The 22,089-nt window shown below is 68.1% G+C and carries 18 protein-coding genes; 7 read left to right on the top strand and 11 right to left on the bottom strand.

The annotated features are described in order from the left end of the window. The first annotated feature begins 3 nt into the window (after window positions 1-3). The gene (locus EV675_RS29430) at window positions 4-936 is read left to right on the top strand and encodes a LysR family transcriptional regulator (RefSeq protein ID WP_130362215.1); all 933 of its coding nucleotides are present in this window, start codon (window positions 4-6) and stop codon (window positions 934-936) included. Between the two features lie 106 nt (window positions 937-1,042). Then, window positions 1,043-2,104 (top strand): aromatic ring-hydroxylating oxygenase subunit alpha, encoded by a 1,062-nt coding sequence (locus EV675_RS29425; RefSeq protein ID WP_130362214.1) that lies wholly within the window; start codon window positions 1,043-1,045, stop codon window positions 2,102-2,104. Between the two features lie 17 nt (window positions 2,105-2,121). Here EV675_RS29425 and EV675_RS29420 read toward each other — a convergent pair whose 3' ends face one another. The 8 genes from EV675_RS29420 to EV675_RS29385 form a co-directional block, all read right to left on the bottom strand. Then, window positions 2,122-3,378, bottom strand: a complete 1,257-nt coding sequence (locus EV675_RS29420) for an MFS transporter (protein ID WP_423213254.1) — start codon at window positions 3,376-3,378, stop codon at window positions 2,122-2,124. 50 nt (window positions 3,379-3,428) lie between these two features. After that, the gene (locus EV675_RS29415) at window positions 3,429-4,172 is read right to left on the bottom strand and encodes a peptidylprolyl isomerase (RefSeq protein ID WP_130362212.1); all 744 of its coding nucleotides are present in this window, start codon (window positions 4,170-4,172) and stop codon (window positions 3,429-3,431) included. Window positions 4,173-4,183: 11 nt separating this feature from the next. Beyond that, entirely contained in the window at window positions 4,184-4,873 is a 690-nt protein-coding gene (narI, locus tag EV675_RS29410; protein ID WP_130362211.1) for a respiratory nitrate reductase subunit gamma, read from the bottom strand. Then, window positions 4,866-5,534: a nitrate reductase molybdenum cofactor assembly chaperone gene (narJ, locus tag EV675_RS29405; protein WP_130362210.1), complete on the bottom strand. Its 669-nt coding sequence runs from the start codon at window positions 5,532-5,534 to the stop codon at window positions 4,866-4,868. The genes narI and narJ overlap by 8 nt, the downstream gene beginning before the upstream one ends. Then, complete coding sequence (gene narH / locus EV675_RS29400) at window positions 5,531-7,075, bottom strand: nitrate reductase subunit beta (protein WP_130362209.1); 1,545 nt, start codon at window positions 7,073-7,075, stop codon at window positions 5,531-5,533. The genes narJ and narH overlap by 4 nt, the downstream gene beginning before the upstream one ends. A 16-nt stretch (window positions 7,076-7,091) precedes the next feature. After that, entirely contained in the window at window positions 7,092-10,841 is a 3,750-nt protein-coding gene (locus EV675_RS29395; RefSeq protein ID WP_130362208.1) for a nitrate reductase subunit alpha, read from the bottom strand. 165 nt (window positions 10,842-11,006) lie between these two features. Beyond that, a complete protein-coding gene (locus tag EV675_RS29390; protein WP_130362207.1) occupies window positions 11,007-12,173 on the bottom strand; it encodes an ABC transporter substrate-binding protein in 1,167 nt (388 codons plus the stop codon). Further along, the gene (locus tag EV675_RS29385; protein ID WP_130362206.1) at window positions 12,170-13,225 is read right to left on the bottom strand and encodes an aromatic ring-hydroxylating oxygenase subunit alpha; all 1,056 of its coding nucleotides are present in this window, start codon (window positions 13,223-13,225) and stop codon (window positions 12,170-12,172) included. Before EV675_RS29385 ends, EV675_RS29390 begins: the two co-directional genes overlap by 4 nt. Window positions 13,226-13,432: 207 nt before the next feature. On the opposite strand from EV675_RS29385, the gene EV675_RS29380 reads away from it, so the two are divergent. Beyond that, window positions 13,433-14,179: a GntR family transcriptional regulator gene (locus EV675_RS29380; protein WP_165404832.1), complete on the top strand. Its 747-nt coding sequence runs from the start codon at window positions 13,433-13,435 to the stop codon at window positions 14,177-14,179. A gap of 20 nt (window positions 14,180-14,199) precedes the next feature. Here the strand turns inward: EV675_RS29380 and EV675_RS29375 are convergent, their stop codons facing one another. Together EV675_RS29375 and EV675_RS29370 are read right to left on the bottom strand one after the other, a co-directional pair. Then, a complete protein-coding gene (locus EV675_RS29375) occupies window positions 14,200-14,724 on the bottom strand; it encodes a GlcG/HbpS family heme-binding protein (RefSeq protein WP_130362204.1) in 525 nt (174 codons plus the stop codon). A gap of 41 nt (window positions 14,725-14,765) precedes the next feature. Continuing rightward, window positions 14,766-15,740: a tripartite tricarboxylate transporter substrate binding protein gene (locus EV675_RS29370; RefSeq protein ID WP_130362203.1), complete on the bottom strand. Its 975-nt coding sequence runs from the start codon at window positions 15,738-15,740 to the stop codon at window positions 14,766-14,768. A gap of 119 nt (window positions 15,741-15,859) precedes the next feature. Here EV675_RS29370 and EV675_RS29365 point away from each other — a divergent pair, with 119 nt between their 5' ends. Further along, window positions 15,860-16,780 carry a LysR family transcriptional regulator gene (locus EV675_RS29365; RefSeq protein ID WP_130362202.1) on the top strand — a complete coding sequence of 307 codons (921 nt, stop codon included), beginning with the start codon at window positions 15,860-15,862 and terminating at the stop codon, window positions 16,778-16,780. A 13-nt stretch (window positions 16,781-16,793) separates the two neighbouring features. On the opposite strand, the gene EV675_RS29360 is transcribed toward EV675_RS29365, so the two are convergent. Continuing rightward, entirely contained in the window at window positions 16,794-17,246 is a 453-nt protein-coding gene (locus tag EV675_RS29360) for a MarR family winged helix-turn-helix transcriptional regulator (RefSeq protein ID WP_242621658.1), read from the bottom strand. Window positions 17,247-17,326: 80 nt separating this feature from the next. Here EV675_RS29360 and EV675_RS29355 point away from each other — a divergent pair, with 80 nt between their 5' ends. The 3 genes from EV675_RS29355 (at window position 17,327) to EV675_RS29345 (ending at window position 22,020) form a co-directional block, all read left to right on the top strand. After that, complete coding sequence (locus tag EV675_RS29355; RefSeq protein ID WP_130362201.1) at window positions 17,327-19,123, top strand: chloride channel protein; 1,797 nt, start codon at window positions 17,327-17,329, stop codon at window positions 19,121-19,123. Between the two features lie 3 nt (window positions 19,124-19,126). Then, window positions 19,127-20,302: a D-alanyl-D-alanine carboxypeptidase family protein gene (locus EV675_RS29350; RefSeq protein WP_207222078.1), complete on the top strand. Its 1,176-nt coding sequence runs from the start codon at window positions 19,127-19,129 to the stop codon at window positions 20,300-20,302. Window positions 20,303-20,388: 86 nt separating this feature from the next. Then, on the top strand, window positions 20,389-22,020 hold the full coding sequence (locus EV675_RS29345) for a sensor domain-containing diguanylate cyclase (protein ID WP_130362200.1): 1,632 nt from the start codon (window positions 20,389-20,391) through the stop codon (window positions 22,018-22,020). Window positions 22,021-22,089: the final 69 nt, after the last annotated feature.

Genomic DNA, 22,089 nt, shown 5'->3' with positions numbered 1-22,089 from the left:
GCCATGAACCTGAACACCCTGGACCTGAATCTGCTGCTCGTCTTCGACGCGGTGCTGCGCACCGGCAGCACCACCCTGGCCGGCGAAGAACTGGGCCTGACGCAGTCGGCGGTCAGCAACGGGCTGCGCCGGCTGCGCGCCGCCTTCGACGACCCCTTGTTCATCAAGACGCCGCAGGGCATGAGCCCGACGCCCATGGCCGAACGCCTGGCGCCGTCCCTGCAGGAAGGCCTGGACAGGATCCGGCAGGCCATCGAGGACCGAGAGGACTTCGTGCCCGCCGCGTCGCAGCGCCAGTACGTCCTGTACGCCAGCGACACCGGCCAGCGCGTCTTCCTGCCCCGGCTGCTCGGGCGGCTGCGGCGCGAGGCCCCGGGCGTACAGCTCGTTACCCTGCAGGCCTCGCCACGCGATGCGCCGCGGCTCATGGCAGCGGGCGAGATCGATCTCGCGCTGGGCTTCTTCCTGCATTTCCAGGCGGGTTTCTACCGGCAGAAGCTGTTCAGCGACCACTATGTCTGCATGGCGGCGGCCGACCATCCCGCCATCCAGGGCCCGATGACGCTGGCCCAGTACATGCATGCGCCGCACGTGGTGTACCGCCCGGCCGTGGGTAGCCACGCGTTCTTCGAGGACGTCATCGACAAGCTGTTCTCCGAACACAACCTGCGCCGCCAGGTCGTGCTGCGCGTGACCCATGGCCTGGGCCTGCCGGAGATCATCGCCGGCACCGACATGCTGGTAGCCGTTCCCGCCAGCCTGGCGCAGGCCTGCGCGGGCAGCCCCGGCGTGCGCTTCCTGCCGCTGCCGTTCGAGGCGCCGCTGGTGGACATCACCCAGCAGTGGCATGAACGCTTCCACCGCGACCTGGGGCACGCCTGGCTGCGCCGGACCATCGCGGAACTGTTCCAGGAAGGCGGCGCGCCGCCGGCCTGAACGCGGGCATTTGCAGCGGGAATCCGGGGTATTTCCACTATTCGTTGGCCGCGGCGGCGGCGCGCCGGTAGCGTGATGGCTTTCCACCGTTCACGGAAACACCGCCATGTCCGCGTCGTCCACTTCCCCTCTCATCCGCAACGCCTGGTATGCCGCCGCGACCTCGGCCGAGGTCGGCCGCACCCTGCTGGGACGCCACCTGCTGGGAACACCCGTCGTGCTGTACCGGACCGAGGCCGGCGAACCCGTCGCCCTGCTCGATGCCTGCGCGCACCGGCAGTTTCCCTTGTCGCGCAGCGCGCTGGTGGGCGACGACATCCGCTGCGGCTACCACGGCTTCACGTTCGCCAGCAGCGGCGAATGCATCCACATCCCCTCGTCGCCGCGCATCCCGCGCGACGCGCACGTCCGGCGCTTCCCGCTGGTCGAACGCCACGACATGCTGTGGATATGGCCGGGCGAACCCGCGCTGGCCGATCCCTCTCGCATCCCCGACTGTCCGTGGCTGGACGGCTCGGCCAAGGTCTCGTACTACGCCCACCTGCGCGCCCACTATCAACTGCTGATCGAGAACCTGCTGGATTTCTCGCACGTGCCCTACGTCCACCACGACCAGCAGGGGCATCCGGAACTGGCCCGCGTCATCCCCCGCGCGCGCGAACACGGCGACACGGTGGTCAGCACGCGCATCATGCGCGAATCCAGCACGCCGCCGTTGTGGTCGGACGTGATGGGACTGCCGCTGGGCGCGCCCATGGACCATGACCAGCGCTTCGAATTCCGCGCGCCTTCCGCCGTCTGCATCCGCCAGGCTGTCTGGGCCTCGAAGGTCCCGGAGCGACGCTACCCCTTCTCGACCACCCATTTCATGACGCCCGACGGCTGCGGCGCCACGCACTACTGGTCGTGGGTGTCCCTGGAATGGGAAGGCGTGGATCCGGCCACGCTCGAACGCATGGACCGCGGCGCACGGGAAGTGGCCGACCAGGACGTGGTCGCGCTGGAGGCGCAGCAAGCCCTGCACGATCGCCTGCGGGACGGCGCGGTGGCCCATGGTGTCGTCAGCGTACCCTTCGACGCCGGCTCGCTGCTGACCCGCCAGGTGCTGGCGCGCATGGCGGAGCGGGAACGCGAAACGGCGCCCGAGCCGCGTTCGGCCGCCTCCTGATGCGATAGGCGCGGCGCCTACCGGGACGGCGCCGCGCCCACGACCTCGCCCGAGATCTGCACCCGTCGGACTTCGGACAGGTACATGATGATCAGTGATACCCAGACCACGCCATAGAGCAGCATGAAGCAGCTCGACCGCACGCCCACCAGGTCGGCCAGGAAGCCGAACATGAGCGGCAGCAGGAAGCCACCCAATCCACCCGCCAGCCCGACGACGCCGGACACCAGCCCCATGTTCTCGGGGAAGTCGTCCGCCACGTACTTGAAGGTGGATGCCATGCCGAAGGCGAACACCATGCCCAGCACGAACAGCAACGCGGTGAACAGCCACATGGGCAGGTAGATATGCAGATTCGCGCTACCGTCTATCGTCTTGATCACCAGCGTGGTGTCAGGGTAGGACAGCAGGAACAGGCAGATCCAGGCCACCCACAGACACCACCAGGTCGTGTTGTGAGCGCCGAAGCGGTCGGCCAGCACGCCGCCCACCGCGCGCAGCACCGAGCCGGGCAACGAGAACCCGGCCGCCAGGCCTGCCGCCATGGCCAGCGACAGTCCGTACTCGGCCTTGAAGTACTGCGGGATCCAGAGCGACAAGGCCGTGAAGCCGCCGAAGGTGATCGAGTAATACTGGCAGTACTTCCAGACCTTGGGATTCCGAAGCACGGCGAACGACTCGCGCAAACCCGCGCCCTTCTTGCCCGCGCCCGGATCCGGCGCCGCGGCCAGCCAGAAGATTGCCGCGGTTGCCAGCAGGGCGACGGCATAGATCCGGGGTACCGTGCGCCAGCCATAGAGCTCAAGCAGCACCGGCGTCAGGAACAGGTTCACCGCGGCGCCCACTGTGCCGGCGCCGAAGAATCCCATCGCGAAGCCGCGCCGCTCGGGCGGAAAGAAGCGCGCGACGTAAGGCGTGCCCACCGCGAACGAAGCGCCCACGAGGCCCAGGAACAGCCCAATCGCCAGGAACTGCCAGAGTTGCTGGGCATAGCTGACGAGATAGACCGGCACCGCGCAGACCAGCAGCAGCACGGTCATGACGACGCGCCCGCCGAACCGGTCGGTCCATATTCCCAGCGGCAGGCGGAACACCGCGCCGGTCAGCACGGGTGTGGAGGTGAGCAGGCCGAAACGGAAGGCATCCAGGCCCAGCTCCTCGCGTATCTGTATGCCCAGCACGCCGAACATCATCCACACCACGAAACACACCATGAAGGCCTGGGTGCTGGCATACAGCACCGAGTACGCCTTGAATGGAGTCGTCATGAGCATTCTCCCGATCGACGGCCCGCCCCGTCCGGCGCCTGCGTTCGCACCACGCGCTATTGCAGCAGCGGCGAATCCGCCCCCTGCATGTCCAACCCCTTGATGTCGGCCTGACCCACGAGCCATTGCAGGTACTGGTGGGTGGCGCGGCGCTCGCTGGCGGCCTGCAGCCATTCGGCGATGCGCGCGCGGGCGTCCTCGAAAGCCAGCATGCGGCCCGGGTCCCGGGCACCGGTACGAACGATGTGGAAACCGTACCGGGTCTCGACCAGCCGCTCGCGCAGCGTATGCGCAGGCATGGCGAACACCTCGGCCTCGAACTCCGGCACCGTTTCGCCGCGCCGTATCGTGCCCAGCCCGCCGCCAGCTGTGGCCGAGGGGCAGTTGGAATATTGCCGCGCCATGTCGGCGAAGGCCGCCGGGCCTGCCTGCGCCAGGGCCTGCAGGATCTCGCCGGCCCGATGGCGCAGCGCGGGCGCGCGGATGCGGGGCGTCAGCTGGAACAGGATGTGTTCGACCTCGACCCACGCGTCGACTACGAAGCGCTCGCCGTGCATGTCGTAGTAACGGCGGCAGGCGGCCTCGTCGGCGCTGGGCGTGCGCACCTCCGCCGCCAGTACCGCCCGTACCGCCTCGTCGCCTTCCGTACCGACGCCCAGCGCGCGAGCCCGTTGGACCAACAGTTCCCGCAGCACCAGTTCCTGCGCGGCGCTTTCCATGGGATCGGCGGCCTCCTGGTGACGCCAGGCCTCCGACGCCAGGCGCGCCTCGTCGATGACGACGCCGTTGACCGATATCATGCCGTCCCCCCTCATCCGCGCGGCCGCACCAACTGCCAGGCGCGCCCCAGGTAAGCGACCGAGCCGAATCCGCTCCACACGTGCACCAGCCGCGTGAACGGGAAGATCGCGAACAGCGTCATGCCCAGCACCATGTGCACGTGGTAGATGACGGGCGTGCCCGCCATGGCCTCGGCGGCGCCGCCGCGGAAGGTCACGATGCGCTGCGCCCACTCGCCCAGCGCGATCATGACCGCGCCGTCCTTGTGCTGCATCGAGGTCAGGATGGACAGGAGCCCCAGCGCCAGGACGATCAGTATCCAGACCAAAGTCAGCCAGTCCGAGAAACGCGAGGTCGCGGCGATGCGCGGCTCGGACCAGCGCCGCCAGATCAGCAGCAGCAGCCCCGCCAGGCAGACGAGCCCGAGGATGGCGCCCACGACGATCGCCATCGTCTGCTTGAACGCGGTGGAAACGCCCATCGCGTGATAGACGGCGGGCGGAGTCAGCAGGCCGACCAGGTGCGTGAAGAAGAGCGAGATGATGCCGATGTGGAAAAGATTGCTGCCCCAGCGCAGCGTACCGCGCTTGAGCAACTGGCTGGAATCGCTCTTCCACGTGTACTGCCCGCGTTCGAACCGGGCCAGGCTGCCCAGCAGGAAGATCGCCAGCGCGATGTAGGGATAGATGGCGAAGAAGAAGTGGTGCAGGTAGTCACCCATGGTTTCCTCCCTTGCTGGGCCCGCTCGCCGCGCGCCGCGGATCGGATGCGTGGAAGCGCACCGGCTGCGGCTGGCCGCGCGTGCGCAGGGCCGGTTCGGTCAGGCCGGCATCGGGCCCGAACGTGACCATGCCCTCCTCCAGGTCGCCCTCGGGCGGCTCGGGCAAAGCCTGGGGCTGGACGTCGGTCAGGCGCCGCAGCACGTCGAAGACACGGGCATACGGACTGCCCGCCGCGTCGAGCTTTTCGCCGATGCGGGCCAGCACGTGGATGGCATCGCCCAGCAGGGCCGCGGCCTGCGGCGCGGGCAACTGGCCCAGGAACTCCAGGAACATCGGCACGTAGTCCGGCAGTTCCCCGGGCCGCGGCTCCAGGCCATGGCGCAGGTATTCCTCGCGCAGGTTCACCATGGCCTGTCCACGGTCGCGCGATTCGCCGTGGACATGCTCGAACAGGTGCAGCGAGTGGGCCGGGCGCCGATCGAAGGTCGCCACGTACTCCTCCTGCAGCGCGATCAGGTCGGGCTTGCCCTCCATCATCGCGAACAGCGGCGCCAGCGTGGCGGCATCGGCCGGCGCCAGCGCCGACCACAGCTCGGGCAGCGCCGCCACCATCTCGGCATCGGGATAGGCCAGCAGGGCGGAAAGCACGGGATAGGTCATCGGCTGCGCTGCACTTCCATGAACGTCACCGGCTGCTCCGCGCGATCCCGCGGCGGCGCGCCGAACAGCGAGGTCTGCGAGACGCCGTTCGAACAACCGTCGCCGAAGGTAAAGCCGCAGGATCCCTTCAGGTCGAAAGCGTTCTCGGCGTACTCGCGATGAGCGGTGGGAATGACGAAGCGGTCCTCGTAGTTGGCGATGGCGAGGTAGCGGTACATGTCCTCGACCTGGGCCAGGCTCAGCCCGACCTGGTCCAGGATATCGCGCCGCTCCTGCCGGTCCACCGTGCGCGCCCGCATGAAGGCCCGCATCGCCAGCAGGCGCTCCAGCGCCAGGGCCACCGGCGCCTCGTCGCCGGCCGTCAGCATGTTGGCCAGATAGCGCAACGGGATGCGCAGCGATTTCACGTCAGGCAGCTCGCCGAAGGAGCCGATCTGCCCGCTGTTCGCCGCGGACTGGATGGGCGACAACGGCGGCACGTACCACACCATGGGCAGCGTGCGGTACTCCGGGTGCAGCGGGAACGCGATCTTCCACTCCACCGCCATCTTGTAGGTCGGGGACACGCGCGCCGCGTCCAGCCACGGCTGCGGGACCCCGTCGGCCAGCGCCTGGGCGGCGACGGCCGGGTCGTGGGGATCCAGGAACACGTCCAGCTGCGCCTGGTACAGGTCCTTCTCGTGCTCGACCGCCGCCGCCTGCTCGATGCGGTCGGCGTCGTACAGCAGCACCCCCAGATAGCGGATCCGCCCCACGCAGGTTTCCGAACAGACGGTGGGCTGGCCCGCCTCGATGCGCGGATAGCAGAAGATGCACTTCTCCGCCTTGCCGCTGTGCCAGTTGTAGTAGATCTTCTTGTAGGGGCAGCCCGACACGCACATGCGCCAGCCGCGGCACTTGTCCTGGTCGACCAGCACCACGCCGTCCTCCTCGCGCTTGTAGATCGAGCCCGACGGGCAGCTCGCCACGCAGCTGGGATTCAGGCAGTGCTCGCACAGGCGCGGCAGGTACATCATGAAGGTATTCTCGAACTGTCCGTAGATCTCTTTCTGGACGTCCTCGAAGTTGTAGTCCTGGGATCGCTTGGAGAACTCCCCGCCCAGGATCTCTTCCCAGTTGGGCCCCCACTCGATCTTCTCCATGCGCTGCCCGGTGATGAGCGAGCGCGGCCGGGCGGTGGGCGCGGCCTGCTGTTCCGGCGCCGATTGCAGGTGGTCGTAGTCGAAGGTGAAGGGCTCGTAGTAGTCGTCGATCTCGGGCAGATTGGGGTTGGCGAAGATATTTGCCAGCAACTTGAGCTTGCCGCCCTGGCGCGGCTCTATCCTGCCGTCCGGGCGACGGCGCCAGCCGCTGTTCCAGCGCTTCTGGTTCTCCCAGTCCTTGGGAAAACCGACCCCGGGCTTGGTCTCGACATTGTTGAACCAGGCATATTCCACCCCCTGGCGCGAGGTCCAGACGTTCTTGCAGGTGACCGAACAGGTATGGCAGCCGATGCACTTGTCCAGGTTCAGCACCATCGCGATCTGCGCGCGGATCTTCATCGTCGTCTCCCGTTGCCTAGCGAGTTGCCTGGGCGGCGGCCGGCGTGTCGAGCCAATCGACCTGGGCCATCTTGCGAACGATCACGAACTCGTCGCGGTTCGAACCCACCGTACCGTAGTAGTTCAGGCCGTACGAGAGGTGGGCGTAGCCGCCGATCATGTGCGTGGGCTTGAGCACGATCCGCGTCACCGAGTTGTGGATGCCCCCGCGGGTGCCGGTGATTTCCGACCCCGGCGTGTTCACGATCTTCTCCTGGGCGTGATACATCATCGTCATGCCCTGCGGCACGCGCTGGCTGACCACCGCGCGCGCCACCAGCGCGCCGTTGACGTTGTATGCCTCGATCCAGTCGTTGTCGGCAATGCCGGCCTTGGCTGCGTCGATCTCGGACATCCAGAGGATGGGACCGCCCCGCGACAGCGTCAGCATGAGCAGGTTGTCAGTATAGGTCGAATGGATGCCCCACTTCTGGTGCGGGGTCAGGAAGTTCAGCACCAGTTGCGGATTGCCGTTGTCGCGCGGGGCATCCAGCATGGGCCGGATGGAACCGGTGTCCACCGGCGGGCGGTAGGTGCACATCGCTTCGCCGAACGCGCGCATCCATGCATGGTCCTGGTAGAGCTGCTGCCGGCCTGTCAGGGTGCGCCAGGGAATCAGCTCGTGCACGTTGGTGTAGCCGGCGTTGTAGCTCACGTGGTCGGACTCCACACCCGACCACGTCGGCGACGAGATGATCTTGCGCGGCTGCGCCTGAATGTCGCGATAGCGGATCTTCTCGTGCTCGCGCGGGGCCGCCAGGTGGGTGTGATCGCGCCCCGTGACGGCGGACAGCGCCTCCCAGGCCTTGACCGCCACCTGGCCATTGGTTTCGGGGGCCAGGGTCAGGATGGCCTCGGCCGCGTCGACGTCCGTGTCGAGGCGCGGCAACCCGTGGCTGAGGCCGCTTTCGTCCACCTCGTAGTTCAGTTGCGCGAGCAGGTCGCACTCGCTGTCCGCGTTCCACGAGATGCCCTTGCCGCCCACGCCCAGCTTGCGCGTCAGCGGGCCGAGCGAGGTGAACTGGCGGTACAGCTCGGGATAGTTGCGCTCGACCACGGTCATCGACGGCATGGTCTTGCCCGGCACGGGCTCGGTCTCGCCGCGCTTCCAGTCGCGCACGCCATAGGGGTCGCCCAGTTCTCCCGGCGTGTCGTGCTGCAGCGGCGTCAGCACCAGGTCCTGCGCGGCCGGCAGCTCGTCCCGCGCGATGCGCGAGAAGGCCGCGGCGATGCCCTTGTAGATCTCCCAGTCGCTGCGCGACTCCCAGACCGGATCCACCGCCGCCGACAGCGGGTGGATGAAGGGGTGCATGTCGGAGGTGTTCAGATCGTTCTTCTCGTACCAGGTGGCGGTGGGCAGCACCACGTCGGAATACATGCAGGTGGTGGACATGCGGAAATCCAGCGTGACCAGCAGGTCGAGCTTGCCCTGGGGCGCCTCGTCGCGCCAGGCGACTTCGTCGGGCTTCTGCTGGCCGGTCTCGCCCAGGTCCTTGCCCTGCACCCCGTGGCGCGCGCCCAGCAGGTGCTTGAGGAAATACTCGTGGCCCTTGCCCGAGGACCCCAGCAGGTTGGAACGCCAGACGAACATGTTGCGCGGGAAGTTGTCGGGATGGTCTGGATCCTCGCAGGACATCTTCAGGCGCCCCTCGCGCAGCGCCTGCACCACGTAGGCCGCCGGCTCCTGTCCGGCCGCGCGCGCGGCCCGGACGACCTCGAGCGGATTGGTCTGCAACTGCGGCGCGGACGGCAGCCAGCCCATGCGTTCGGCGCGCACGTTGAAGTCGATCATGGTGCCCTGGAACTGCGCCGCGTCGGCCAGCGGCGACAGGAGATCCTGCACCTTCAGTTTCTCGTAGCGCCACTGGTCGGTGTGCGCGTAGAAGAACGAGGTGCCGTTCATGTGCCTCGGCGGGCGGGCCCAGTCCAGCCCGAACGCAACGGTGGTCCAGCCCGTCTGCGGCCGCAGCTTTTCCTGCCCGACGTAGTGGCACCAGCCCCCGCCCGACTTGCCCACGCAGCCGCACATCACCACTAGGTTGATGATGCCGCGATAGGCCATGTCCATGTGGTACCAGTGATTCAGGCCCGCGCCCAGGATCACCATGGACCGGCCCTGCGTCTTGTCGGCATTGTCGGCGAACTGGCGCGCCACCGTGACGACGTCGTCGCGCCGCACGCCGGTGACGCGCTCCTGCCAGGCCGGCGTGCCGGGCACGTCGTCATCGTAGGACGCCGCGACGTTGCCGCCGCCCAGGCCGCGGTCCAGCCCGTAGTTGGCCATCAGCAGGTCGTACACCGTGACCACCAGCGTCTCGCCCTCGCGCGTCGCCACCCGCCGCGCCGCCATGTTGCGCACCAGGACCTCGTCGTGGTCGGTGCCCTGGAAATAGTCGTGCCGGGCCCCGCCGAAATAGGGAAAGGCCACCGGCACCACGTCGTCGTGGCTGCCGACCAGCGACAGGCGCAGGCTGACGTCGCCGCCCGAGGCGTCGCGGGACTCCAGGTTCCACTTGCCCTGGTCGCCGCCCTCTTGCTGGCCCCAGCGGAAGCCCACCGAACCCAGCGGCGCGACCAGCCGTCCCGAGTGTTCGTCGATGGCGACGGTCTTCCAATCCGGATGATTGGTTTGGTCCAGCGCGTCGGGCAGGTCCGCCGCCCGCAGGAAGCGCCCGGCCACGTAGCGGTCGCCGTGGCGCTCCAGACAGACCAGGAAAGGCATATCGGAGTACCGGCGGCAGTACTCGCGGAAATACTCGCTCTTGCCGCCCAGGTGGTATTCCTTGAGGATGACGTGCCCCATCGCCAGCGCCAGCGCGGCGTCGGTTCCCTGCTTGGGATGCAGCCAGATGTCGCCGAACTTCGAGCCTTCCGCGTAGTCCGGGAAGATGGACACGATCTTGGCGCCGCGGTAGCGTGCCTCGACCATGAAGTGGGCATCCGGCGTGCGCGTCTGCGGTACGTTCGAGCCCCACATCATGATGAAGCTGGAGTTGAACCAGTCCGCGGACTCGGCCACGTCGGTCTGCTCGCCCCAGGTCTGGGGACTGGATGGCGGCAGGTCGCAATACCAGTCGTAGAAGCTCAGGATGGTGCCGCCCAGCAGCGAAAGATAGCGGCTGCCGGCCGCGAAGGACACCATGGACATCGCCGGGATGGGCGAGAACCCGACCACCCGGTCGGGGCCGTAGCGCTTGACGGTATACGCGTTGGCGGCGGCCACCAGTTCGTTGGCCTCTTCCCAGGTCGTGCGCACGAACCCGCCCATGCCGCGCATGGACTTGTACTCCGCTGCCAGCTCAGGCGTGGTACAGATGTGTTCCCAGGCCTGCATCGGCGCCATGGTCTTGCGCGCCTCGCGCCACATGCGGGCCAGGCGGCCGCGCAGCATGGGGTACTTCAGGCGGTTGGCGCTGTACAGATACCAGGAGTACGACGCGCCGCGCGAACAGCCGCGCGGTTCATGGTTGGGCATGTCCGGCCGGGTGCGCGGATAGTCGGTCTGCTGCGTTTCCCAGGTAACGATGCCGCCCTTGACGTAGATCTTCCACGAACAGGAGCCGGTGCAGTTCACTCCGTGGGTCGAGCGCACGATCTTGTCGTGCTGCCAGCGGTCCCGGTAGGCGTTCTCCCAGGACCGGTCCTCCTTGACGACGGCGCCGTGGCCGCCGGAGAACGATTGCTTGACCCGGCTGAAATACTTGAGGCGATCGATCAGGTAACTCACCGCGGTACCTCCAGACGTCGTCGACGGCCGTGGGCCGGCTGGGCGGAATGGCAAGGCGGAAAGAGCGGGGGTGCGATGAAGGCCGCACGAGGGTCGTGCGGGCCTACGTTAACAAGTGTTTCGATCGATAGTCAACGACATGCGAATGTCAGCCGGCTGAGCGATTCAATCCATCCGGCACTCCTGCGCGAAGGAGTCGCGGCTGCGTTCGAAGATGACGCCCTTGCCGGAAAGCGCCGCCTTCCCATCCGCCCCCTTGACCACGTCCACCCGGTAGAACGGCGAGATCGGGAACTGGTTGGTGTTGAACGCGAAGTACCCGCGCACCGACTGGAAGTCCGCCGCCTTCAACGCCGCGCGGAACGCCGCCTTGTCGTCGACATTGCCGCCCGTGCGCCGCAGCGCCGAGGCGATCAGGCGCGCGGCATCGTAGGACTGGGCAGCATACAGCGACGGCTCGCGGCGGTATTTCTTGCGAAAGGCATCCACGAACTCGCGATTCGCCGCATTGTCCAGGTCCGGCGCGTAGGGCGAACTCGTGACCGCGCCCAGCGCCAGCTCGCCCAGGGCCGGCAGCGTGGAGCCATCGATGGTCGAGACCGAGATCATCGGGATCTTCGTCATCAGGCCGGCCTGCTGGTACTGCTTGGTGAAGTTCACTCCCATGCCGCCCGGGTAGAACGTATAGATCGCATCCGGCCTGGCCGCGGCCAGGTTGGAGATCTCCACCGAATAGTCCGGCTGGTTCACCCGGCTGAACGCCTCGCCCAGGATCTCGCCCTTGTAGGTGCGCTTGAAGCCCTCCATGGCGTCCTTGCCCGCCTGGTAGTTGGGCGCCAGCAGATAGACTCGCTTGAAGCCCATCCGGTTGACCAGTTCGCCAGCCGCTTCGTGCAACTGGTCGTTGTTCCACGACGTGGAGAAAAAGAAGGGCGAGCAGCCCTTCCCCGTAATGGGCGTCGGGCCTGCGTTGGACCCGATCAGGAAGACCTTGCCCGATGTGATGGGCCGGTGCACGGCCATCATGACGTTCGAGAACACGATGCCGGTCACGATGGGGACCTGGTCCCGCACCAGCAACTGGCGGGCGATCTGCACGCCCTTTTCCGGCTTCATCTCGTCGTCCTCGCGCAGGATCTTGACCTCGACGCCGCCCAGCCGGCCGTTCTCGCGGTCCACGGCCAGCATGAAACCGTCGTACTGGTCGGCCCCCAGCGCCGCACCCGGGCCCGAGAAGGTCGACAGGAAACCGATCTTCACCGGTGCCGCTGCGGCGGCGCCACAGGCGAACAGCGCGGCCAGAACGAGGGATCGCGATACGTGCATGGTCATGCTCCTGGAGTGTGGCCGGCCTCGGCCTGGTTTTCCGCCGCGATCATCCGCTTGACCGCGCGCCGCATGTGGATGCGGGCCGCGTCCGAGACGATGTCGATCAGGCCCTGTTCGCCGCGGTCGATCAACATGGCCTGCTGGGCTTCGACGATGGCCTTGTCCTCGCGGAACGCCGTGTCGATCTCGTGGAACAGCGCGTCGGTCGCGGCGGGGTCGTCCTGCCGGTAGCCGTTGGCCGCCGACCAGAAATAGAAGCAGGTGGTCTCGGTTTCCGGTGTCAGCCCGTGGAAGATGCGCAGCGAGAAGCCCGGCTGGTCGCGGTTTTCCACCGCGCCCTTGCCGCTGTCTATGCCGCCGGTCCATTGCAGTACCGCGCCTGGCGCGATGTACTGGAACTCCATCCACCGGTCGATGCGGTCGGCCAGGGACACCGCCTTGGTGTAGGTGGGGGGCGGCGCGGAGTCCATCAGCCAGCGGATGAAATGCAGGCCGTCGTCGGCGGGCGTGACGGTCATGCTGGCCTCGACATGCGCCTTCGGATTGCCGCCTATGGTGTTCTTGTGGACGAAGGCCAGGTGGGTCAGGTCCATCAGGTTGTCCACCAGCAGCATGGAGCTGGCCTTGACGTGATAGACCTGGCACTTGTGCGGCCAGGCGGCGTGGTCGTTGTGGAAGGGGTAGGAGACGATGCGGGCGGGATCGGCCTGCTCCGGCTCGCCCAGCCATATCCACACGAGCTCGTCCTGCTCGACCACCGGGAACGACTGCACCCTGGCCTTGGGCGGGATCGAGGCCTGGCCAGGAATCCGGACACAGGCGCCCGCCGCGTCGAACACCATGCCGTGATAGCCGCACTCCAGGCCCTCCGGCACCACCTGGCCGAACCGCAGGGGTGTGCCGCGATGGCAGCAGCGGTCGAGCAGCGCGGCCACCTTGCCCGAGCCCGGATGCCGGAACAGCACGACGGGGACACCGCACAGGGTGCGGGAGAAGGGCGCCGCCTCCACCTCGCTCGCCCAGGCGGCAACGTACCAGGCATTCTTGACGAACATTTCGCCTCCTTTGGCGGACGATAGGGAAACTTTTTTACGGGATCATGTTCTTTGCTTTCCAATCAGCGTATACGCAAAATTTAAATAAGACAATTTTTTGCTTATTAATTACGCATAAACCCCTATTTTTGTATACGTAACGTATTCGAACAACGGAAAATGAAGGTTCTGCACCATAATTGCCGCTTCCCTGCCTCCCGCTCTCACATGGACATCGATCCCAACCTGTCGCAAACCGAAAGAGCCGTCTACGGACTGCGCGGCCTGATCGTTCAAGGCAAGCTCAAACCCGGCGACCGGGTGCTGGAACAGGCGCTGGTCGACGCCTTCGGCGTGTCGCGCACGCCGGCCCGCGCCGCCATGCAGCGCATCAGCGAGGAAGGACTGATCTCCCTCCAGCCCTCGGGCGGCTATGTGGTGTCCAGCTTCACGGAAGACGACGTGTTCGACGCCATCTCGATCCGCGGCACGCTGGAGGGCATGGCGGCGCGCATGGCCGCCGAAAAAGGCGCACCGGCGCGCGTCCTCAAGGCCATGCACGAATGCCTGGAAGAACTGGATGCGGTGGTGGGATCGTCCGATGTCGCCGGGCGCCAGAACGACTACGTCGTCCTGAACGACCGGCTGCATGAGCTGATCTGCGGCGCCGCGCAAAGCCCCATGGTGGCCCGGGCGCTCGAGCGGCTGGTGGCCATTCCCTTCTCGGTCAACAATTCGTTCACCGACGTTCCCGCGTCGGCCGAGGCCGGCGTGCGCGACATCCTGCGCGGCGCGCAGGAGCAGCACCGCAACATCGTCGACGCCATCGAAAACAGGGAAGGAACACGCGCGCAGGCACTGATGATCGAGCATTCGCGCTCGACGTGGAAATACCTCAACCTGATGCTGCACCTGCCCGAGCCGGTCGCGCTTCCCGGCGGGCTGCAAGCCGCGCTGCGCGCCCGCCGGACCTGAAGGCGGCGGGCGGCGCCGGTCTACAACGCGCGGTCGCCCAGCCCCACCCTGGCGTAGATCTCGTTGACGTGCCGCTTCACGTCCTCCGGCGTGTCGTCGTTGGCGGGCTTGTGCGCCCAGCCGGCCTTCTCGCGCGCGTAGCGCCCGATGACTTCGTCCTGGTCGGAGGTCGCGCCGCTGATGCCGTAGGCGCCGACCATCTCGTCGTCCTTGAACACGGGCGCGCAGCCGCCGGAGACGACGATCTGGCCGCCGGTGAATACCGAGGCATTGATCAGCATCTGCGGATTGCGCTCTTTGAACCATTGCTGGATGAGCAGTCCGTCCTGGAAGCGCGGGCTCATGGAACGGAAGGCCGCCACGGTATAGGCCTTGGCGCGCGCCGTGTCCGGGGTGATGAAGCCCGCGTCGTCCATGCGCTCGAGCGCGATCAGGTGCCCTTCGGCGCTGACGACCGCGATCGACACCGGCACGCCCATCTCCAGCGCCTTTTCCTGCGCCGCGCGCATGAACTCCCGGCATTCGGCCAGTTGGATTCTTGCCATGCTTGTCTTGCTCCTGTGGTGATGATGAGGCCCGCGTGGGGCTATTCCAGCTTGACGCCCGCCGCCTGCATGACCTCGGCCCATTTGTCGACCTCGGCCCGGATGTAGCGGGCGGTTTCCTCGGGTCCGGCCTTGAACGGTTCGATGCCTTGCGCGCGGAACTGTGCCCGCAGGTCAGGCGTATCCAGCGCGGACTGGATGGCCGCCGACAGCCGCCGCCTGACCGCCTCGGGCGTACCCTCGGGCGCCGCCAGGCCAAACCAGACCGAAGTGTCGAAGTCCTTCAGCCCGAGTTCCGACAAGGTCTTCAAGTCGGGCAGCGCGGCGATACGGTCCTTGCTGGCCGCCGCCAGCGCCACCAGTTTGCCGGACTGGATGTGCGGCAACGCGGTGGAGGCAGGCGCGAACATGATGGCGACCTGGCCGCCCAGGAGATCGGCCATGGCCGGCGAACTGCCCCGATAGGGCACGTGCAGCAACTGCACGCCCGCCTTGCTGGCGAACAGTTCCCCCGCCAGATGCGGCGAGGTGCCGTTGCCCGACGAGGCGAACGTGATGCCGCCGGGCCTGGCCTTGGCCGCGCGGATCAGGTCGTCTACCGACTTCAGGTTGCGGGACGGGTGGGCGACCAGCACATTGGGCACGTTGCCCACCAGCCCTACCGGCGCGAAGCTCTTGACCACGTCGACCAGGTCGGGGTTGCGCGAACTGGAGTTGATGGCGTTGGCGATGGTCACGACGAACAGCGTGTAGCCGTCGGCGGGCGCATTGGCGGCGGCGCGCGCCGCGATGTCGCTGCTCGCGCCCGGCCGGTTCTCGACCACGACGCTCTGGCCCAGCTCCGCCGCCAGTTTGCCGGCGACCAGGCGCGTGCCCACGTCGGTGGAACTGCCCGGAGGAAAGCCGACCAGGATCCTGATGGGCTGGGAAGGATACTTGTCCTGCGCGCCGGCCGCCGCCGGCACGCACGCGGATGCGGCCACGCAGAACGCGGCCAGCCATGTGCGGTGATTCATCGTGTCTCCCTGGACTGGGGCCGGTCCGCCCGGCCGCTCTCATGACGGATGGCCGTATTACACGATTCGCTCACTTATAATTCAAACGAATATTTCTTATCCAGAAATGAGCTGATCTCATGAATTTGACGGTGCGTCAGTTGCAAGCCTTCGTGCTGGTCTCCCGGCTGGGCAGCTTCACCAAGGCCGCCCATGCCATGCACGTCACGCAATCGGCGCTCAGCCTGCTGGTCCGCGAACTGGAGACGGGACTGGGCACGCGACTGGTCGACCGCACCACGCGCAGCGTCAGCGTCACCGCCGTCGGCCGGGAATTCCTGGCCAGCGCCGAACGCATCCTGGACGACATCGGCCACGCCATCGCCAACGTCGACCAATGGGTGGCGCACCAGCGCGGGCGCGTGGTCGTGGCCGCGCCGCTGGTGCTGTCCGGCACTCTGCTGCCCCCGTTGGTCGCCGACTTCAGGACCGGCCATCCCGGCATCGAACTCGTCTTGAAGGATTCGCTGCCGGACGAGGTGCTGCCTCAGGTCCGCAGCGGCGCGGCCGACCTCGGCATAGGAACGTTCCGGCGCACCGAGGCCGAGTTGCAGCACACACAGTTGTTCGAGGAATCGCTGGTTGCGATATTTCCGGTGGACCATCCGTTCGCCCGCGCGCGGCGCCTGTCCTGGCGCCGGCTGGAACAGGAACGCGTGCTGACGCTGCCGCGCGGCAGCGTGTTCCGCGAACTGGCCGAGCGGGGCTACAACGCGGCGGGCATGACGCTCGATCCGGCGGGCGAGGCGACCTACGTCGGAACGCTGATCGGGCTGGTGTCGGCGGGACAGGGGGTGGGCATCGTGCCCGGCTATGCGACCGCGCTGGCCGACCGGCGCGTCATCGCCTGGAAGCCCTTGCAGGACCCGGTCGTGCGGCGCGAAGTGTCGATCGTGCACCGCGCCACCGTGGCGGTTTCGCCGGCGGCCCAGGCCTTCATGGATTTCGTCCTGGGGCACGCCGGCATCCGGCGGCTGCGCCGCGCGTCCGCCAAGGGTTGACGGGCGGGAACGTTCAGTCCGCCGCGCCGTCGTCGAAACGTGCGAGCAGCCGCGTCAGCAGCGGCTTGATCGCCCGCAATTCCTCCAGGTGCGCCGCCGACAGCTCCTCCAGCAGTTGCTCGGCGTGCGCCGTCAGCACCAGCCGCACCTTGCGGCCGTCCTCGGGATCCGCCATGCGCGCGACCAGGTCCATGCGCACCAGCCGCCCGGCCAGCTCGGCGGCCGAATGCGGCCTGATCAGCAGACGGTCGGCGATCTCTCCCACATACAACCCATCGCGTCCGGGCGCGCCCTTGATGGCGAGCAGCGCCTGGTGCTGCTGCGGCGCCAGGCCGATCGCATGCGCGGCGTCTTCGCTGAACGCGATGAAACGGCGCAGGGCGTAGCGGAACTCGGCCAGCAGCGCATAGTCGGCGGTCGACAGGCTGGATCGCGCGGCGCGCGACGAGGAAGCGGTTTTCTTCACCCGGGCATTCTAATATATGTCGTGGTACGATATATATGGCGCCCCATGTCCGGGGCGCCTCGTCCCTTCCCCCTTTCATCATGTCTCATTCCGTTCCTGCTTCCCGGCTCGGCGATTTCACGACCGACCGTCGAGTCCTGCTGCTCATGGCCCTGGCCGCGGTCATCGGCCTGTGCAGCGTCGGCGCCGCATGGCTGCTGCTGCGGCTGATCACGCTGTGCACCAACCTGGCCTACTACGGCCGCCTGTCGCTCGAAGACCTGCCTATCTCCGGCACGCCGCTGGGCTGGACCACGGTGTTCGTGCCGGTGGCGGGCTGTCTCATCATCGGTTTCATGGCGCGCTACGGTTCCGAGAAGATCCGCGGCCACGGCATCCCCGAAGCCATGGAAGCCATCCTGATCGGCCGCAGCCGCATCCAGCCCAAGGTGGCGGTGCTCAAGCCGCTGTCCTCGGCCGTGTCGATCGGCACCGGCGGCCCGTTCGGCGCGGAAGGACCGATCATCATGACCGGCGGCGCCATCGGCTCGCTACTGGCGCAGATGGTCCACATGAGCTCGGCCGAGCGCAAGACGCTGCTGGTGGCCGGCGCCGCGGCGGGCATGACGGCCATTTTCGGCACGCCCGTGGCCGCGCTGCTGCTGGCGGTGGAACTGCTGCTGTTCGAATGGAAGCCCCGCAGCTTCCTGCCGGTGGCGGTGGCCGCCGTGGTCGCCGCCGCCGTCCGCCCGCTCATCATGGGCGGCGCCCCGCTGTTCCCCTATGCCGGTTCGGTCGATGTCTCGGCCGCGCACGTGGCGGCCTTCGCCGCGCTCGGCATCGTCGCCGGACTGGGGTCGGGCGTGCTGACGACGCTGGTCTACGCCGCCGAGGACGGCTTCGCCAAGCTCCCCCTCCACTGGATGTGGTGGCCCGCCATCGGCGGTCTCGTCATCGGGCTGGGCGGCCTGATCGAACCGGCAGCCCTGGGAGTGGGCTACGACAACATCCGCCACCTGCTGGCCGGCGACCTGGCGCTGCACGCGGTGCTGCTCCTGCTGGCGGTCAAGGTCGTCATCTGGGCGGTGGCGCTGGGCTCGGGCACTTCGGGCGGCGTGCTGGCCCCGCTGCTGATCTTCGGCGGCGCGCTGGGCGCCCTGGCGACGCCGCTGATGCCCGATGCCGCCCCCGGCTTCTGGGCCCTGCTGGGCATGGCGGCGATGATGGGCGGCACCATGCGCGCGCCGCTCACCGCCACGCTGTTCGCCGTGGAGCTGACCGGCAACTTCGGCGTGATGGTGCCCGTGCTGACCGCCTGCGCCTTCGCCTACGGCGTGACGGTGCTGCTGCTCAAGCGCTCCATCCTGACCGAGAAGATCGCCCGCCGCGGCCATCACGTCACCCGCGAGTACCACGTGGATCCGTTCGACCTCGTGCGGGTGGCCGACCTGATGACGCGGCAGGTGGAGACGCTGCCGGCCTCGATGACGGTGGGCCAGGCCGTGGAGCATTTCACGACGCTGGAGCGCCGCCACACGAGCTATCCGGTGGTCGACGCGCAAGGCGTGGTGGTGGGCGAAGTCACCCGCGCCGACAGCCTGGCCTGGACGGTCGAACAGGAAGACCGCGGCCAGCCCATGGGCGAACTGCTGGCCGACCGGGAACTTCTGGTCGCCTATCCGGACGAACTCGCCAGCCAGTTGGCCGACCGCATGGCGCTCGCGGGCGTGGGGCGCGTGCCCATCGTCGACCGCGCCGGCGGAAAGCTGGTGGGGCTCGTGGGCCGCAAGGACCTGTTGCGGCTGCGGGCGCTGCGCCTGGCTGAAGAGCGCGATCGCATGGCCTATTTCCGATGGAACGCGGACGCCGGTCGCCCCCCCATTCACGACATCCGTTAAGACATGCCCATATCGAAGATGGCGGCGGCGCTGGCCTGCGCCCTCTGCATCGCCGCCGCCCACGCCCAGCCCTCGCCCGCCGCCGTCCCCGTTCCTGCGCTGTCGCTGTCCGCCCGCGCCTGGCTGCTCCTGGATTCGACCAGCGGCCAGGTGCTGGGCGCGCACGACCCGGACAAACGCATCGAGCCGGCCTCGCTCACCAAGATGATGACGGCCTACGTCGTGTTCCAGGCGCTGCGCGACCGCGCCGTGGCCCGCGACACGCGGGTCACGGTATCGACGCGGGCCTGGAAGGTGGCGCCGGGCAGCTCCCGCATGTTCCTCGAACCCGGCAGGCAGGCCACCATCGACGAGCTGCTGTACGGGCTGCTGGTGCAGTCGGGCAACGACGCGGCGATCGCGCTGGCCGAAGGCGTCGCCGGGTCGGTCGAGGCCTTCGTCGCACGCATGAACCAGGAGGCCGGGGAAATGGGCCTGGCCTCGACCCACTTCTCGAACCCGCACGGCCTGCCCGATCCCCAAACGTATTCGACCGCGCGCGACCTGTCCGTGCTGGCGGCCCGGATCGTGCGCGACTTCCCCGACCTGGCCGGAACCTACGACGCCACGCGGCAATACACCTACAACCGCATCACGCAGCCCAACCGCAATCGCCTGCTGTGGCTGGACGCCAGCGTGGACGGCATGAAGACCGGCCACACCGAGTCGGCCGGCTACAGCCTCGTGGCGACCGCGCGGCGCGCCAGCGGCGGCGTCCAGCGGCGGCTGGTCTCGGTGGTGGTCGGCACCGCCTCCGACCACGACCGCACCCGGCAGAGCCGCGAACTGCTGGAATGGGGCTTTCGCAACTTCGAGACGGTGCGGCTGTATGCGGGCGGGGATCCGGTCGGTTCGCCGCGCGTCTGGAAAGGCACCCGCCCGACCGTGCCGATGGGCTTGCAGCGCGACACCTACATCACCGTGCGCCCGGGCGCACGGATCGAACGCACCCTGCATCCGGCCTCGCCGCTGATCGCGCCGCTGGCGGCGGGACAGCGCGTGGGCGAACTCGAAGTGCGCGTGGACGGCGAACCGGCCCGGCGCCTGCCGTTGATCGCCCTCGAGCCGGTGCAGGCGGCATCGTGGTTCGGCCGCACGTGGGACGGGCTGCGTTTGTGGCTGCACGGCCTGGGCACCTGAGGCCCGCACGGATTTGCAGCGGGTGCCTCGCATGGTAGGCTGGGCAAAAACAAGGCAGCGGGCCAGGCAGTCCCGCTCCATGGCAGATGACATCCGTTCCAGCGCAGTCCTCTTTATCCAATACGCCGGCCGGCCATGCCCGGCGCGGCGGAACGATCTCGATACGCATCGGCCTGCTCGCCCTGGTCGTCGTCTGCACGCTTCCCGCCACGCTGGTCGCCGGCCTCGCGGTGTACGAGACCTACGCGCTGCGCAAGACCCGCATCTACGAAACCACCATCCTGACCGCCCGCAGCCTGGCCGCCGACCTGGACCAGGAGCTTGAAGGCATAGGTGCCGGCCTGCGCGTGCTGGCCGGATCCAGCGACCTGGTGCGCGCCGACCTGGACTCGTTTCAGTTGCGGGCCATCGAGGCGCTCAAATACCAGGACATCGATCGCTACGTGCTGACCGACCTGCGCGGCAACGAGATCCTGGACACCTCCACGGCCCGCCCCGGCTCGCTCCAGCCGCGCGCCCGGCTGCCGGACCTGCCGCACGTCTCCAGCCGCGGCAGCCATCCCATGGTGGCCCGGCTGGGGCCGCCGCAGCAAGGACGCGGGCTCACCATCATCGTGGGCGTGCCGGTCACGATCGAGGGGGAGGCCCGCTACCTGCTGTTCGCCGACATCGGCTCGGACCGCCTGGGCGCCCTGATGAACCGGCATACGCTGGACGAGGGCTGGGTGGCGGCCGTGCTCGACCGCGACTCGACCATACTCGGCCGCACCCGGGAAGAGGCGCGCTTCGTCGGCGAACGGGCCGTGCCGTCGCTGGCCGACGCGGTCCAGCGCCAGCATGAAGGCACGCTGCCCAGCCTGACCAAGGAAGGCATCCCGGTGCTGACGGCGTTCAGCCATCTGGGCACGACGCAGTGGGCCATCGTCGTGGGCGCGCCCACCGCCGCGTTCACGGCCGATCTCTATCGCGCCATGGCCTGGGTGGCCGGCGGCGGGCTGCTGGCCATCCTGCTCGGCCTGGGCCTGGCCTATCGGTTGGCGCGCCGTATCGAACAGGCGGTGGGCAACCTCGTGGAGCCCGCCCTGGCGCTGGGAGCCGGCCATCGCATCGGCGTGGCGCCGCCGCACTTCAAGGAAACAGCGGCCGTGGCCGATGCCATCGAACATGCCGCCGATACGCTCGAGCACGCGCGCCAGCTTGCCTATTACGACCCGCTCACCCGATTGAGCAACCGGGTCCTGTTCTCGGAACTGGCCCGCCGCGCGATCGCGGCCGCGCAGCGGTCCCAGGCGTCGCTGGCCCTGGTGGCCATCGACCTCGATCATTTCAAGACCGTCAACGACGTCCACGGCCACGGCACGGGCGACACGGTGCTGCAGATCGCCGCGCGCCGCATGGCCGACGCCGTGCGCCATTCCGACGTGGTCGCGCGCTACGGCGGCGACGAATTCATGGTGCTGCTGGACGGCGCCGGCCCCGCCGCCGCCGAAGCCGTGGCCAACAGCCTGGTGGCGGTGCTGTCCGAGCCGTATCCGGGCGTCTCGCCCACGGTCGGCGCCTCGGCGGGGATCGCGGTCTTCCCGCATTCCGGCACGTCGCTGGAAGAACTGATCAGCCGCGCCGACGCCGCGCTGTATGCCGCCAAGTCCCGTGGCAGGAACCAGGCGGTGCTGGACCCCGACGCCGGGGACCGCGCGCTGGAGCGCTCGCTGTTCTAGGGCCTCTTACATCCGGTTGCCGGCGCGGCGGCGGCCGCCTGCTACCGTTGGCGGAAAGCGCCGCGCCCC

The organism is Pigmentiphaga kullae, from assembly GCF_004216695.1.
Classification (GTDB): domain Bacteria; phylum Pseudomonadota; class Gammaproteobacteria; order Burkholderiales; family Burkholderiaceae_B; genus Pigmentiphaga; species Pigmentiphaga kullae.
This window is presented reverse-complemented; position numbering and strand designations above follow the sequence as displayed.